Source organism: Pseudomonas sp. URIL14HWK12:I5 (genome assembly GCF_900176445.1).
Taxonomy (GTDB): domain Bacteria; phylum Pseudomonadota; class Gammaproteobacteria; order Pseudomonadales; family Pseudomonadaceae; genus Aquipseudomonas; species Aquipseudomonas monteilii.
Genome location: NZ_FWXQ01000016.1, coordinates 1 through 14,902 on the forward strand (window position 1 = coordinate 1; position 14,902 = coordinate 14,902).

General features: G+C 64.9%; 12 protein-coding genes and 1 pseudogene. 3 read left to right on the forward strand and 10 right to left on the reverse strand.

What is annotated here, in order from left to right; translation table 11 throughout:
- Positions 1 to 94: 94 nt before the first annotated feature.
- Positions 95 to 976 (reverse strand): annotated as a pseudogene (locus B9A31_RS26335) (transposase); the annotation flags it as partial.
- Positions 977 to 1,097: 121 nt separating this feature from the next.
- Between B9A31_RS26335 and B9A31_RS27160 the strand changes: the two are divergent.
- The gene (locus B9A31_RS27160; protein WP_371851100.1) at positions 1,098 to 1,451 is read left to right on the forward strand and encodes an integrase core domain-containing protein; all 354 of its coding nucleotides are present in this window, start codon (positions 1,098 to 1,100) and stop codon (positions 1,449 to 1,451) included.
- A gap of 307 nt (positions 1,452 to 1,758) precedes the next feature.
- Here B9A31_RS27160 and B9A31_RS26345 read toward each other — a convergent pair whose 3' ends face one another.
- The 6 genes from B9A31_RS26345 to B9A31_RS26370 all read right to left on the reverse strand — a co-directional run bounded on the left by B9A31_RS26345 (position 1,759) and on the right by B9A31_RS26370 (position 9,659).
- Positions 1,759 to 3,612, reverse strand: a complete 1,854-nt coding sequence (locus B9A31_RS26345; RefSeq protein ID WP_019099831.1) for a DUF1302 domain-containing protein — start codon at positions 3,610 to 3,612, stop codon at positions 1,759 to 1,761.
- A gap of 174 nt (positions 3,613 to 3,786) precedes the next feature.
- Positions 3,787 to 4,971 (reverse strand): acetyl-CoA C-acyltransferase, encoded by a 1,185-nt coding sequence (locus tag B9A31_RS26350; RefSeq protein WP_084297544.1) that lies wholly within the window; start codon positions 4,969 to 4,971, stop codon positions 3,787 to 3,789.
- 21 nt (positions 4,972 to 4,992) lie between these two features.
- Positions 4,993 to 5,427, reverse strand: a complete 435-nt coding sequence (locus tag B9A31_RS26355) for an acyl-CoA thioesterase (protein ID WP_019099161.1) — start codon at positions 5,425 to 5,427, stop codon at positions 4,993 to 4,995.
- Between the two features lie 2 nt (positions 5,428 to 5,429).
- Entirely contained in the window at positions 5,430 to 6,593 is a 1,164-nt protein-coding gene (locus B9A31_RS26360; protein WP_025754101.1) for an iron-containing alcohol dehydrogenase, read from the reverse strand.
- A 43-nt stretch (positions 6,594 to 6,636) separates the two neighbouring features.
- Complete coding sequence (locus B9A31_RS26365; protein WP_025754100.1) at positions 6,637 to 8,424, reverse strand: acyl-CoA dehydrogenase C-terminal domain-containing protein; 1,788 nt, start codon at positions 8,422 to 8,424, stop codon at positions 6,637 to 6,639.
- A complete protein-coding gene (locus tag B9A31_RS26370; RefSeq protein WP_019098556.1) occupies positions 8,421 to 9,659 on the reverse strand; it encodes a 3-hydroxyacyl-CoA dehydrogenase in 1,239 nt (412 codons plus the stop codon). Before B9A31_RS26370 ends, B9A31_RS26365 begins: the two co-directional genes overlap by 4 nt.
- A 100-nt stretch (positions 9,660 to 9,759) precedes the next feature.
- Between B9A31_RS26370 and B9A31_RS26375 the strand changes: the two genes are divergently transcribed.
- Both B9A31_RS26375 and B9A31_RS26380 read left to right on the forward strand, forming a co-directional pair.
- On the forward strand, positions 9,760 to 10,659 hold the full coding sequence (locus B9A31_RS26375) for a LysR family transcriptional regulator (RefSeq protein ID WP_027609901.1): 900 nt from the start codon (positions 9,760 to 9,762) through the stop codon (positions 10,657 to 10,659).
- A gap of 102 nt (positions 10,660 to 10,761) precedes the next feature.
- Positions 10,762 to 12,720, forward strand: a complete 1,959-nt coding sequence (locus B9A31_RS26380; RefSeq protein ID WP_084297545.1) for an alkyl/aryl-sulfatase — start codon at positions 10,762 to 10,764, stop codon at positions 12,718 to 12,720.
- Between the two features lie 18 nt (positions 12,721 to 12,738).
- Here the strand turns inward: B9A31_RS26380 and B9A31_RS26385 are convergent, their stop codons facing one another.
- Genes B9A31_RS26385 through B9A31_RS26395 form a run of 3 tightly spaced genes read right to left on the reverse strand, consistent with a single transcriptional unit; the run spans position 12,739 to position 14,767 of the window.
- A complete protein-coding gene (locus B9A31_RS26385; RefSeq protein WP_025754097.1) occupies positions 12,739 to 13,038 on the reverse strand; it encodes a DUF202 domain-containing protein in 300 nt (99 codons plus the stop codon).
- Positions 13,028 to 13,417, reverse strand: a complete 390-nt coding sequence (locus B9A31_RS26390; RefSeq protein WP_025754096.1) for a YidH family protein — start codon at positions 13,415 to 13,417, stop codon at positions 13,028 to 13,030. The genes B9A31_RS26385 and B9A31_RS26390 overlap by 11 nt, the downstream gene beginning before the upstream one ends.
- A 12-nt stretch (positions 13,418 to 13,429) precedes the next feature.
- The gene (locus B9A31_RS26395) at positions 13,430 to 14,767 is read right to left on the reverse strand and encodes a DUF1329 domain-containing protein (protein ID WP_084297546.1); all 1,338 of its coding nucleotides are present in this window, start codon (positions 14,765 to 14,767) and stop codon (positions 13,430 to 13,432) included.
- Positions 14,768 to 14,902 lie beyond the last annotated feature (135 nt).

A 14,902-nucleotide genomic window follows, 5' to 3' on the forward strand; every position in this document is an offset into this window, starting at 1 on the left:
TTGAATTCTTCAGGGTAACGCTGACGACTCATGGCACCTCCTATTTGGGCCTCATTATGAGGCTTGGAGGTGTCTACGAAACCAGGGGCGATTCAGAACGGTTCAGACCGATGATCAGGTCACCCTCCCAATGCCCGGGCACAGCCCGATCTTCTACCTCAGCTGGGCGACTGGAGATCATGACGTCCTCGCTGACGTGTGCCCACACTTTGGCCTGCGCTCTGGCTCTCGGCACGCGCAATGCTCGTCCTGAGCGCAGGCAGCTCACCAGTCCGCGCTTGAGAGCTCCTCTACCCTGAATGTAGAGCGCCTGGTATATCGCTTCATGAGAAATGCGCATGGATTCATCATCCGGAAAATCGAGCTGGAGCCGGTTGGCAATCTGTTCAGGCGACCAGCCATTGACCCATTTACGGTCACTGCGATGCGGTTTATTTCGGCCCTTGAAGGGTGCTTGCCGAGGCCCAGAAATCTCACGACCATCGGCGTCTTGAACCTTGCCCTCAAGGCGGTCGTGTACGTACTGGTGCAGTCGCGGGTTAGTGACCAGTTTCGCTGGTTTCGGCCTCTTGGCCACCAGTTCTGCCTTCCATTGCGCTACTGACGCTCGATATTCAAGCCGACCGCAACGGGTAGCAGCATTGCGTGTCAGCTCCCGTGAAATTGTCGATGGGCTTCTTCCAAGGCGACGGGCGATCTCACGAACGCCAACACTTTGCGCTCGAAGCAGCCCAATCTCTTCTCGCTCTGCAAACGATAAGTATCGTCCTGATATGTGATTCGACATGAATAATGGCATCCCGCCTCGATGACGGAACCAGCGTGTACCTACCGCTGTTGATACGCCAACGGTATGTGCTGCCTTTTCGCTTGTGATGCCTGTTGCAATCTGCACCCCAAATAGCCGTTCGATCTCATTACGAAGTGAGGGTGCACCTGGAGAACGCATCGCTCCCCGCCCAGTCAATTTTTGCATCCATCCTGCGGGTCGCCCCATAAACACCTCGATCAAGGTGTTGCGACGACCGGTTGAATCCGCCCAGTACGCGAGCAGCAAATTTCGTTTCGCTTTGGCCAAGAAGGGCTTCGCGCAGAGCATGAGCCGGAGAGGAAACTGCTGGGATAACGCTGTAGCTGAAAGCTTCTTCGCTACATTGAAGAGGGAGGAAGCCTGCACGGTCTACCCCACCAAGAAACAGGCTCACCTGGCAATTGCCAGCTACTTCCATGGGTTTTACAACAGCAGTCGGCTGCATTCGGCACTGGGCTATCGTTCACCGAAACGAATACGCAAAAGGCGTAAGGCAGTTGGCTCAGTAACCAGCTTCTTGGCGTCCGCTGCCACAGGACAGGCCCAAAGATATCCGGGCGCTACACCCCATGCAGCAGAAACAAGCGGCCACTTTAGCACTGCTGCATCTCGAAAAAGCAGTGGCGCACCTCGAATGTGAGGCTGCTCAAGCAAGAGCGGCCGGCAACATGGCCGCCCTCCTCAAGTCGACCCGCGACATCGCTCTGCTCACCATTGGTTTTTGGAGGGGGTTCCGCGGAGATGAGCTGGCCAGGCTCACGATCGAGAACACGCATGCGGAGCGGTACGTCGGGAACAAGTTCTATCTGGGGTCTTCCAAAGGAGATCGGCAGAACATTGGCCGTGAGTACAAGACACCATCTTTGAGTAAGCTGAGTCCGGTCGAGGCGTACCTGAATTGGGTTTCTGCATGCTGCGCTTGGCCATGGTCCTGCTCCTTGGTTGCCTTAGAAGTTGGCGCCCACGCTGAACGCCACATAATCGCGGTCACCGCGGGTGCCGTAATCGCCGTCGAGGTAATCGGTATAGGCCAGGCTGGCCCAGTACTGGCTGGCCAGGCTGACGTCCACGCCCAGGCTGATCGAGCGAGAGCCTTCGTTGAAGGCCGAGCTGTCCGCCGGTGAGTAACCCTTGACGTCATGGGCCCAGGCCAGGCCTGGGCGAATGTCCATGCCTTGGATCAGGTTGGGGTAGCTCCAGGTCGCGCGCAGGCGGTACCCCCAGGAAAAGGGCGTTACAAAACCTTCGCCGTTGCAGTCACCCGGGCTTTTCGAGATCGCCAGGCACAGGTCGTTGTCGGCCAGTTCGCCGTTGCCATAGGCACCGGAGCGCCCATAACGCGCCCCGAAACGTCCCTCCAGCCCGCCCACATAGGTGGCGCCCACCTCGCCCATCAGCAGCAGCTGGTGGGCGCCCATGACTTGGCTGAACGCCTGCACGACCGATACCTGGGCCTGGCTCACCTCCTTGCGCCGGTAACCATCGAATGGCGTTTCGTCTGTTGCAGGACGCAGGCCATCGACGTTCAGCGGGCTGCGTCCGGGCGCATTGAGCAATGACTGCAACAGATCATTGCCATTGAGCTGCACCGGCATGTTCGGCCGGTAACTCACTTCCCCTTGCACAGCAGCGCCGCTGCGCAGGGTGGTGGCGAAGGTGAGGCCGTACAGGCGGATGTCTTCGGGGTATTGCGCCCGGTACTGCGAAGTGCCCATGCGCAGCGCGCCGGCCAGGGTCTGCCCGTTGCTGGATGCCAGAAAGGCGCCGCAGTTGCCCAGTGCCACACCGACATTGGCGCACAGCTCCCTGGCGAAGCCCGTATTGGCGTAGTACCGGCTGCTGACCGTGCCCAGGTAGGGAGAGCGGCTGTGGTAATTGGCGGCGAACAGGCCGAACTCGGTATCCAGTGGCTCAACATACCAGTGCAGCGAAAAACCCCATTGGCCAGCATTGCGCGCATCCTGGTCGGCGCCGCGAGGCACGCGCACGCCCTCCTCCGTCAGCGTCACACCGAATGGTGCAAGGGCCTGCGAAACGGCGGGGTTGGTCACCATCTGCCCGCCGACATCCAGGCCCTGGCAACCCTCGGGCATGAAGTCGTTGCCGGAGAAGAACGTTGCGCAGTTGTCCAGTCGGGTCTGTTCCCAGTCCAGCTGGTAAAAGGCGTCGAAAGACAGGGCCTGGTTGAGGTTTTGCGTGACATACACCAGGTTGACCGGCGCCAGGGCGTCTTTCACCTCTGAACCGGGCCGGCGCAGCGCGGCTTGGTTGAAGGGGTTGACCACATTCAGCCCGCCCTGGATGAACAGGCTTTCCCCCCAATTGACTACCTGTTTGCCCAGGCGCAGCGAACCGGGCTCACCGTCGATGTCGTAAAGGGCGTATGCAAACGCATCGAGCAGCTCCGCTCCGGCTGTTTTCGCCGAGACCTGGCGGTTGCGGTCGTCGATGTCGACTGCCCGCTGGTTGTGGTCGCGCTGCGCGGTGTCATACCAGTAAGTGCCACGCAGGAATACACCGACATTATCGCGGCGCAATTCCAGATCGTGGGTGCCTTTAAGGAGAGCCGAAAACACATCACCCGCGCGGTAGTTGCGCCGCCCGTCGTTACCGTTGGCAGTCTGTAACTGCTGTTTGTCGGGGTTGGCAGTGCTGACGGCAGTACTGAACGACAAGGCCGTGTCGAAGCGCCCTTGCAGCGAGCCAACGTCGAATTGAACGCCCGCCACCGGGGTAGCGAGCAGGCAGCACAGGGCCGCCAGCGGCGCCCGGCGCCGGCAGAATAGAAAGGTTGCGCTCACTCTTAACCTCTTGTTGTTTTATTAGAGAGCGAAATGATGGGTTCAGCGCGGACGCGCCGGCCGCCCAGGCCGGCGGTGTCGGTGACGAGAAGTATCAGGTAGGGTTGACGACGCCCACAAATAGCGTCTTCGGATCAATGCCATGCCGGTTCGTTATGGCCCGATGGCGGTGGCTCAGAGCACCTCGAACAAGCCCGCCGCGCCCATGCCACCGCCGACGCACATGCTTACCACCACATAGCGCACCTTGCGCCGGCGGCCTTCGAGCAGGGCGTGCCCAACCATGCGCGCACCGCTCATGCCATAGGGGTGGCCGATGGCAATGGCACCACCGTTGACGTTGAGCCGCTCCGGGTCGATGCCCAGGTATTCGGCGCAATAGAGCACCTGGCAGGCGAACGCCTCGTTGATCTCCCACAAGCCGATGTCCTCAACCCGCAGCGCGTGGCGCGCCAACAGGCGTGGTATCGCCAGCACCGGGCCGATGCCCATTTCCTCCGGGGCCAGGCCGACCACCGCCATGCCCCGGTACAGCCCCAGCGGTTGACAACCCACGCGTGCCGCCCTTGCCCCACTCATCAGCACACAGGCGCTGGCGCCATCGGACAACTGACTGGCGTTGCCTGCGGTCACGCAACCGCCCTCGATCACCGGTTGCAATGCCTCGAGGTCCGCCAGCAGGGTATGCGGGCGGTTACCTTCGTCCTGGCTCAGGTGCACGCGTTCGTAGGACTGGATGCCTGTGGCCTTGTCGACGACCTTGCGCTGCGTGGTGACCGGCACGATTTCATCAGCGAACAGGCCGGCCTCCTGCGCGGCCGCCGTTCGCTGCTGCGACGCCAAGGCGTAACGGTCCTGGTTGTGGCGATCGATGCCATAACGTTTGGCGACGTGCTCGGCCGTGTGCAGCATTGGCATGTAGGCGTGCTCGCACAGGCGCCGCACCGTGGCGTCCTGGGCGGCATTGGCGGCCTGCATGTGCGCCTGTTGCACCAGGCTGATCTGCTCCTGCCCGGCCCCGATCACCACCTGCATGCCCTCGCCGCGGATCTGCTGGGCACCGATGGCGATGGCCATCAGCCCCGAGGCGCATTGGCGGTCGATGGTCTGCCCGGCCACCGACAGCGGCAGGCCGGCCGCCAGGGCCGACAAGCGCGCCGGGTTGATGGCGGCGGTCCCGCTCTGCATGGCGGTGCCCAGCACCAGGTCCTCGATTTCGCCAGGCTCCACGCCGGCGCGCTCGACGGCGGCGCGGATGGCAATGGCGCTCATGCTGGGCGTGGTGAGGTCGTTCAACGCGCCGCGCCAGGCCTTGGCGATGGGCGTGCGCGCGGTGGATACGATGACAGCGTCTTGCATGAAACGGCTCTCCTTGGGCAATTACACCGGCAGCAGGCGTTCGTAGGCGCTGCGCAGTTTGGCGGGAATAGTGACCGGGCGGTTGTCCCGGCGATCGACGAACACATGGGTGAAACGGCCGGCCGCGCAGGCCTCGGGCTCGCCCTCGACGAACACGGCCAGGGCGTAGTGCACCGAACTGTTGCCCAACCGCTCGACAGCGATGCCCACCTCGATGCGTTGAGGGAAAGCAATGGCAGCGAAGTAGTCGCAGGCGGACCCGGCCACATAGGCCACCACCGGGTCATGGTGGATATCCAGGTCGGCGTGCTCGATCAGCCAGCTGTTCACGGCACTGTCGAAAAACCCGTAATAGACGACATTGTTCACATGCCCATACACGTCGTTGTCGTGCCAGCGCGTGGTGATCGGTTGGAAGTGACGGTAGGCGCCGCGCAGCGGACGTTCCCTGGCCATGTTCAGAACGCCGCCTGGTAGAGCGCCAGGGCGTCGTCAAGGGTGACCTTGCGCGGGTTGTTGACCAGCAACCGTTGCTGTTGCAGGGCGTCCTCGGCCAACAGCGGCAAGCTGTGCCGCGGTACGCCGACATCACGTAGCCGGCTGGGCAGGCCGCAGCGTGGCGCCAGTTGCGCCAGCTCATCGATGAACTGGTTGCACAGCTCATGGGAATCACCAGGGACCAGCCGCTCGCCCAGCAGTGCCGGGGCCAGCGCCGCATAGTCGGCGAACGCCTCGCGACGGTTGAAGCGCATCACGTGGGGCAACACCAGGGCGTTGGCCAGCCCATGCGGCACGTGATAACGCGCCCCCAACGGGTAGGCCAGCGCATGTACCGCCGCCACCGGTGCGTTGGCAAACGCCTGCCCAGCCAGGCAGGCGCCCAGCAGCATGGCCTGGCGCGCGGCCAGATCGCCGCCGTTGTGCACCGCCTGGTCGAGGTTGCCGGCCAGCAACGCCAGCGCTTCGCGGGCCAACAGGCTGGACAGCGGGTTACGCTTGAACTGGCTGGTGGTGGCTTCGATGGCATGGACCATGGCATCGATACCCGTGGCCGCGGTGATCGCCGGTGGCAGGCCCAGCGTACGCTCCGCATCGAGCAGCGCCAGGTCGGGCAGCAGCAGCGGTGAGATCACCGCCATCTTGGCCGCCTCGCCGGTAGTGATCACGGCGACGGGGGTGACCTCCGACCCGGTCCCGGCGGTGGTCGGCACCTGGATCAGCGGCAGGCGCTGGCCCTTGGCCTGGTCGATGCCATAGACCGCCTCCAGGGTCTGGTCACAGGTGGGGTGTGCCAGCAGCGCCACCAGCTTGGCGACATCCATGGAGCTGCCGCCACCGAAACCGACGATCAGCTCAGCGCCGATATGCCGCGCCCGGCCCACCGCCGCCAGCACGCAGGCGTGGCTGGGGTCGGCGCTGACCTCGCTGAAGATTGCCACGCTCAGGTGCGCTTGGGTGAACCCAGGCAGCAAGTCATCAAGCATACCCAGGTTGACGATACCCGGGTCGGTCACGATCAGCACACGGCGCACGCCGCGTTGCTGGCACAGCTGCGCCAGGCGCCCGGCGGCGCCGGGTTCGCACAGCAGATGGGGGGTGGTGGCAAAACTGAAGGGCTGCATGCTCATGTTCCTCTTGTTCTTGTGGGTGAACAACGGTGCCAGGTCAAAAGGCGAAGTGCGCTTCATCCAGGCTCATCAGGCACTGTGCGCCGCCGCGCAAGGCCTCGCAGTGGGCACTGGCGCGCGGCAACACCCGCCGCCAGTAAAAGGCTGCAGCCTGCAACTTGGCCTGGTAGAAGGCGCTGTCCTGGCTGCCGGCGGCCAATGCGGCGCTAGCGGTTTCAGCCGCCCGAAGCCACAGTGCGGCCAGCAGCACGTAGCCCGAATAGGCGAGAAAATCCACCGACACCGCGCCGATTTCCTGCGGGTCGCAGCGGCAGGCGTCGAGCACCTCGGCGCTCAGGTTGCGCCATTCCTGCAGGCGCTGGGCAACCGCCTGGGCCATCCCGGCCAGCGCGTCTGCGCGGCAGTTGCGTGCCGCTTCAAGCAACTCATCGATCAACAGGCGCAACTGCTCGCCACCATCGCCAAGCAGCTTGCGGCGAATCAGGTCCAATGCCTGAATGCCGTTGGTGCCCTCGTACAGCTGGGTGATGCGGCTGTCGCGCATCAGTTGCTCCATGCCCCATTCGCGGATGTAGCCATGCCCGCCGTACAGCTGCACGCCCAGGCTGGCAGTCTCCTGCCCGACATCGGTGAGGAAGGCCTTGACGATCGGTATCAGCAATGCAGCCCGGCGCCCGGCGGCCGCCTGCACTTCAGGCTGCGCGGCGCCGTGCTCCAGGTCCAGCGCTTGCGCCGCGAAGGCCGCCAGCATGCGGCAGCCCTCGCTGAGGGTCTTCTGGGTCAGCAGCATGCGCCGCACGTCAGGGTGGCAGATTATCGGGTCGGCATTGCGCTCGGGCGCCACCGCGCCTGCCAGGCTGCGCGACTGCAGGCGCTCGCGGGCATAGGCCAGGCCACCCTGGAAAGCCGCCTCGGCGATGCCCAGCCCCTGCAAACCAACCTGGAAGCGCGCATCGTTCATCATGGTGAACATGCAGGCCAACCCCTGATTGGCCTCCCCGATCAGCCAGCCACGGGCGCCATCGAAATTCATCACGCAGGTCGCCGCGCCCTTGATGCCCATCTTGTGCTCGAGCGCGCCGCATTCGACCGCGTTGCGCGCTCCGATCCCACCGCCCTCGGTACATTCGAACTTGGGCACCAGGAACAGGCTGATGCCACGCACACCGGCCGGCGCATCCGGCAGGCGCGCCAGCACCAGGTGGACGATGTTGTCGGTCAGGTCCTGGTCGCCGCCGCTGATGAAGATCTTGCTGCCGCGGATGCGGTAGCTGCCATCGCCCTGCGGCTCGGCACGGGTGCGCAGCAGCGCCAGGTCGGTGCCGGCCTGGGGCTCGGTCAGGCACATGGTGCCGGCCCATTCGCCGCTGACCAGCTTGCCCAGGTAATCGCGCTTGAGCGCAGCGCTGCCATGCCGATGCAAGGCCAGCACGGCACCCTCGGTCAGGCCGGAATAGATACGAAACGACAGCGACGCGCCCATCAGCATCTCGTGAAAACAGGCCGCGACCATTTGTGGCAGGCCCTGGCCATCGTATTCCAGTGGGCCGGTCATCCCCCCCCAGCCCTGCTCCACATACTGCTGGTAAGCGTGGCGGAAGCCATCGGGGGTACGCACGCGGCCTTCCTCCAGGCGGCAACCCTGCTCATCGCCTGGGCGGTTGAGCGGCGCAACCACCTCCCCGGCAAAGCGTGCACCCTGTTCAAGAATGCCATCGAGGGTTTCGCGGTCCAGCTCGTTGCCCAGGCGGGCACAGTGCGCCGTCACATCGAACAGTTCGTGCAGCACGAAGTGCATGTCACGCAGGGGGGCTCGGTAGTTCATGCGCGGCCCTCGCGGACATCGGCCAGCTGCTTGCCTTCGGCCACCAGGCGCATCAGCAGCCCGGTCGGGCGCCAGTGCTCGCCGAACAGGCCCTGCAGCCGTTCCAGCCTCGCCAGCAGCAAGCCCAGCCCCTGCTGGTCGGCCCAGCGCATGGGGCCGCCGACCTCTGCCGGGAAACCATAGCCATACAGGTAGACCCGGTCGATATCAGCGCTGCAGCTGGCCATCGACGCCTCGAGAATCTTCGCCCCTTCGTTGACCAGCGCCAGCAGGCAGCGCTCTCGGATTTCCTCGTCGTCGATGACGCGCCGGTGCACCCCAAGGTCCTGGGCGATCTTCAGCACCAGCGCATCGACCTCGGGGTCGTGCAGCGCTTCGCGGCTGCCGGGCGCATAACGGTAGTAACCCTGGCCCGTTTTCTGCCCGAACCGCCCCAGCGCGCACAGGGCATTGTCGACCTGCACCAGCGGCGCATCCATGCCCTTGCCGGCCAGCTGACGCGCGCGCCATTCCAGGTCGATGCCCACCACGTCATACATGCGCAACGGGCCCATGGCCATGCCGAATGCCTGCAGCGCCTCATCCACTTGCCGCGGCGTGGCACCTTCCAGCAGCAGCTTGCGCGCCTCGGCCACATAGGTGGCGAGCATGCGGTTGCCGATGAAGCCCGGGCAGTTGCCAGCCACCACCACTTGCTTGCCCATGCGCTGCCCGAGGGCCTGGGCTGCATGGAGCACCGCAGGTGAGGTACGAGCGCCCCGCACGACTTCCAACAGCTTCATCACATGGGCCGGGCTGAAGAAATGCAGCCCCAGCACCTGTTCGGGCCGACGGGTCACGGCAGCGATGGCGTCGATGTCCAGGGCCGAGGTGTTGCTGGCCAGGATGGCGTGCGCCTGGAGCGTGCTGTCCAGGGTGCGGAAAATGTCCTGCTTGAGCGCCAGGTTCTCGTACACCGCTTCAATCACCAGGTCGACTTCGGCAAGGTCGGCATAGGCCGTCACCTGGCGCACCCGCGCCAGGCAAGCATCGGCCTCGGCCTTGTCGATGCGGCCCTTGGCCACCTGCTGTGCCCAGGTTTGCGCAATCATCGCCAGGCCGGCTTCGGTGGCGCTGGGATCGTTGTCCAGCCACAGTACCGCAAAACCTGCACGGGCCAGGCTGATGACGATACCGCGGCCCATGGTGCCGGCGCCGATCACCGCCGTCTGCTGAACGTTATAGGGAGTAATCACCGGTGACGCTCCTGATTCGAGGTATGAAGGCATTGCCCTCACCCTAGTCAGGCGCCTACTATTTTTGAAATTCTCATTTTCCATCCCATGTATTTTTTGCATGAATATCGCAAACTTCGACCTCAACCTGCTGCGCGTTCTGGACATGCTGCTGCGTGAACAGAACGTCTCCCGCGCCGCCGAGCGCTTGTCGCTGACCCAGCCGACGGTGAGCAATGCCCTGGCGCGCCTGCGCGACCTGCTGGGCGACCCGTTGCTGGTGCGCGTGGGCCGGCGCATGCGCCCCACCCCGCGTGCCTTGGCCCTGGAAGGCCCGATTCGTGCGGCGCTGCAACAGATCGAGCAGACCCTTGGCGCCGGCGACAGCTTCGATCCGCGCCTGAGCCACCGGCAGCTGCGAATCGCCCTCACCGACTTTGCCGAACAGCTATGCATGCCCAGGTTGCTGAACACACTGCAAACAGAGGCCCCCCATCTGCGCGTGGACGTGCTGCACCTGACGCCCAACCTGCCGGCCGAAGCGCTGGACCGAGGCGAACTCGACCTGGTGCTGGGGCGTTTCGATGACGTACCCGCGCGCTACGAGCGGCGCCACTGGCGCAGCGAAACCCTGCACGTGGCGGTACGCCAGGGCCACCCCGAAGTGGACGGCGCGCTCGACCTGCAGGCCTTCCTCGGCCTTCGCCACTTGTGGGTGCACGGCGGCCAGACCCGCGGCATGGTCGACCAATGGCTGGCCGAACAGGGCCTGGCTCGGCGCATTGCCTACACCACGCCCAACTACCTGCAGGCGGCACACCTGGCGGCTAGCTCCGATCTGTGCGTGGTGCTGCCCACCGCACTGGCCCGCCATTTCGCCACGCTGCTGCCATTGCAGGTATTCGACCTGCCGTTCGCCCTGGAGCCGTTCCAGCTGGAGCTGGTCTACCTTGCCCATCGCCAGCACGACCCGGCACTGGCGTGGCTGGTGGCGCGCATCATGGACATTGGCGCCGGCTAAGCCATCGCGTACCGGCATGGGTAGCCATGCAAGAGTGGTATTGGTTCGGCGGCAAGCTCTGTCCTTAGAGTATTCGCCCTCAGAACAACAAGGACCACCTCCATGCGCCTACGCACACTGCCTTGCCTGCTGGCCCTGGCCCTGCCCTTCGCGGCGCTGGCCGACGGGCCGGCCAAGGATGCCACCGACCTCACCCGCCAGATCAATCAGCAATGGTTGCAGCGCCTGCCCTTCGCTGACCGCAGCGACTTCGACAATGCGCGCCGCGGGCTGCTCGAGGCCGTCGACAAGGCTGTGGTCAATGCCGACGGTAAAACCGTCTGGGACCTGCAGCGCTACGCCTTCCTGAAGGGTGAGGCACCGGCCACGGTCAACCCGAGCCTGTGGCGCATCGCCCAGCTCAACACCCTTGCCGGGTTGTTCAAGGTGACCGACCGCATCTACCAGGTGCGCGGCCTGGACCTGGCCAACATGACCTTGATCGAAGGCGAGCACGGCCTGATCGTGATGGACCCGCTGCTGTCGGTGGAAACCGCCAGAGCCGGATTGGCGATGTATTTCCGTCATCGCCCGCAGCGGCCGGTAGTGGCGGTGATCTATACCCACCCCCACGTCGATCACTTCGGCGGGGTGCGTGGGGTGATTGACGAGGCCGAGGTCAAGGCCGGCAAGGTCCAGGTCATCGCCCCGCAGGGCTTTTTCGAACATGCCATCAGCGAGAACGTGTTGGCCGGGCCGGCAATGAAGCGCCGGGCGCAATACATGTACGGCGCGCCGCTGCCACGCGGCCCACGCGGCCAGGTGGATGCCGGCCTGGGCAAGGGTGTGCCGGCCAATGCCACGGTAAGCCTGATCGCCCCCACCCGGCTGATCGAACAGCCCTTCGAGACCCTGCGCATCGACGGCATCGATATCGAGTTCCAGCTCACCCCTGGCACCGAAGCGCCCGCTGAAATGAACCTGTGGTTCCCCCAGTTCAAGGCCCTGTGCATGGCCGAGAACGCCTCCCACGTGCAGCACAACGTGCTGACCCTGCGCGGCGCCCAGGTGCGCGATGCCAAGGTGTGGGCGCACTACCTGGACCAGTCGCTGTTGCGCTATGGCGAGCAGGCCGAAGTGGTGTCCGCCCAGCATCACTGGCCGACCTGGGGCGGCGCGGCGATCCGTGACTACCTGGCCGATCAGCGCGACATGTACGCGTTCATCGACAGCCAGACCCTGCGCCTGATCAACCGCGGCCTCGGCCCCACCGAGATCGCCGCCGAGCTGACCACGTTGCCGCCAAGACTGGCCAGCAAATGGTACAGCCGCGACTACTACGGCTCGCTCAGCCACAACGTGCGCGCGGTGTATCAGCGCTACATGGGCTTTTACGATGGCAACCCGGCAACTCTCAACCCCTTGCCGCCGAGCGAGGCAGGGGCACATTACGTCAAGGCCATGGGCGGCGCCGAGCGGGTGCTGACACTGGCGCGTGAGGCCTATGCCAGCGGCGACTACCGCTGGGTTGCCGAACTCACCCGGCACCTGGTGTTCGCCCAGCCCGACAACGGCGCGGCACGTGAGCTGCAGGCCGACGCCCTGGAGCAATTGGGCTACCAGAGCGAGAACGCCACCTGGCGCAACGCGTACCTGGCCGGCGCGCAAGAGCTGCGCAATGGTGTGGCGCCGGCCGCCAGCGAAGGCGGCAGCGCGGACGACCTGGTACGCGCCCTGACCCCGACGCTGTTCTTCGATTACCTGGGCGTACGCGTAGATGCCGCCAAGGCCGCCGAGCAGGACCTGACCATCAACTGGCGCTTCACCGACCTGAACGAAGACTACGCCCTGACCCTGCGCAACGGTGTGCTCACTCACCGCGACCACACCCGCCATAGGCAGGCGGATGTCGAGGTGAACATGAGCAAGGCTACCCTGGACCGCATCGCCCTGAAGCAGACAGGCTTTCTCAAGGAAGCGACCGTAGGTGATATCGATATCAGTGGCGAGCGCATGAAGTTCATGCGCTTCATGGCTGGCCTGGACGAGCCGGATGGGCGCTTCAATATCGTCACACCCTGAATCACCAATAGCGCCGCCCTAAAGCGAGCGGCGCAACCACACGCCCAGCACCAGGCCCGCCACCCCGAAGGCACAGAGCAGCACGCTCCAGGCGGCCGCCTGGCCCTGCTCGTGGTGCAGCATGCCCAGGCCACGGCGGTACACACCGCGTTCGCGCGCCCGGCCAAGCAGCGCCAACAGCGCCGCCAGGCCGGCCACAATCCACATTTCGCCACGCCAGGCAAGGCACGCTACCAACAGCAACGACACCTGCGTGCGCCGCCAGGCCAGCACCGTACGTTCGGCCTGCAGCCCGCTGTCGCCGGCGCTATCCGCCATGCCAACGCGCCCATAGCACGCCGACCAGCGCAACGCAGGCAAGCCCGCACGCCACGCTCAGCAGGGGCACCAGGCGCGGCAAGGGCAGCGGCGCCTCGCGGCGCAGCGCACGCTCCACCGCCAACCAGCGCCAGCCGGCGCCCAGGCTCACCAGCAAGCTGGTAGCCAGCAACGCCAGCTCCATTGCCAGGCGCCCGGACGTATCCCAGGCATGGGCGGCGAAGGTCTCGATGGCGATGGCGCCGCCGAGCAAGGCCAGGGCGGTGCGGATCCAGGCCAGAAACGTACGCTCATTGGCCAGGGTGAAACGCGGGTCGGGCGCCTTGCCTTGCCCAAGCAACCAGCGCTCCCAAAGGGTTTGACGGTGATCGGAATTCATAGGAGCCCTGTGTCAACGCAGGCCTTGGCTGCGCAATGCGCCGGGTGAGAAGTAGGAAGCACTGGTACGCACGTCGAAAGCGTACGGCCTTGGCTGCTCGTTGGTCAGGCCCGACAGCTGGTAACGGCCACTGCGCAGGTCGTAGATCGCCTCCATGGCGTTGACCAACGCCTGACCGGTGACGTGGTAGTAGCTGTGGGCCTGGGCGGTGCGCCACAGCTTGCCCTGGTGATCGAAGAAATCCGCCTCGACGATGGCCCAGCTGTCCTCGTCAAGGTAGTAGCGGCGACTGGCGTAGATATGCTTCGCCCCAGGCTTGAGGGTACCCACCACCTCCCACACCCGGTGCAGCTCGTAGCGGGTGGATTGCGGGTTGACGTGGCCGGGCCCGACCAGCGCGGAGTAACCTAGCAGGGGCGACGCCAGGCGATAGCTGTTGTAGGGCACGTGCAAGGCCTTCTTGCCCACCAGGGTCCACTGGTAGAGATCCGGGGCCCCGTTGAACATGTCGCGGCTGTCGGCCGTGCGCAGGCCCGCCGTGCCCGGGGTGATGCTGTCATAGGCCAGCGCCGGGGCACGCCGTACCCGCCGCTGACTGCTGCTGTACAGCCACGAAAGGCGCGGCTGCGCCACCTGATCGAGAGTTTCGTGAAGCACCACGGCATCGCCCGCCAGGCGCGAGGGGGCGGTCATGCGGTAGCTCAGGTAATACAGCACGTTGCCCGTCTGGCCATCTCCCAGTACGTCGGGGCGGGCGAAGTTCTGTTGCAGGCTCATCATCATGAAGCGCCCATCACCACGCGGGGTGATGCTGTCCGAGGCCAGGCTGTAGCTGCCGTTGCGTGGCCGGGTGAGGTGGTTCCACAGCACCTGCAGGCCATTGTCGGGCCTGGGGAATGCGACCACGCCGGCAAATCCCTCCACACCGTTGCCGTCATTGACCAGCCGGGCACTGGTCGCATTGTGCCGGGCCCACTCGCCTACTTGGGCTGGCACCGCGACACTGCGGTGCGAGGGGTATACCGGCAGACGAAACGACTTCGGGTAGCGCTGGAGCAAGGCCACCTGCCCCGCCGTCAGCTGCTCTCGGTACTGGCTGTAGTTGCTGGCAGTGATCACATACAGCGGCTGCTCATCGGCGTACGGGTCCAGGGGTGTGCCATTGATTGCCAGCGACACCTGCCCCGCCTGCAGGCCACCGTTCCATGTCGGAATGCGGCCGTCGCCGCTGGGCCCGCGGTCGGCCCCCACCGGCGTCAGGTCTTGAAGCAGCGGCTTGGCTTCCACGTGTGCTGCCAGCAGGCTGGCGGTGACGAGCAGGATGCTGCGTAGCAGGGCGACAGGTTTCATCGGGCTTGGCCTCTTGTTGTTGTGTTGTCCTGGCCGGGCTTGCCTTGGCCCGCCCTTTCGGGGTGATACTAGGAGCCGCGCTTCGGACCCCACAAATAACGTGTTCGGATACGTGCCATAACAGTTCGGCATACC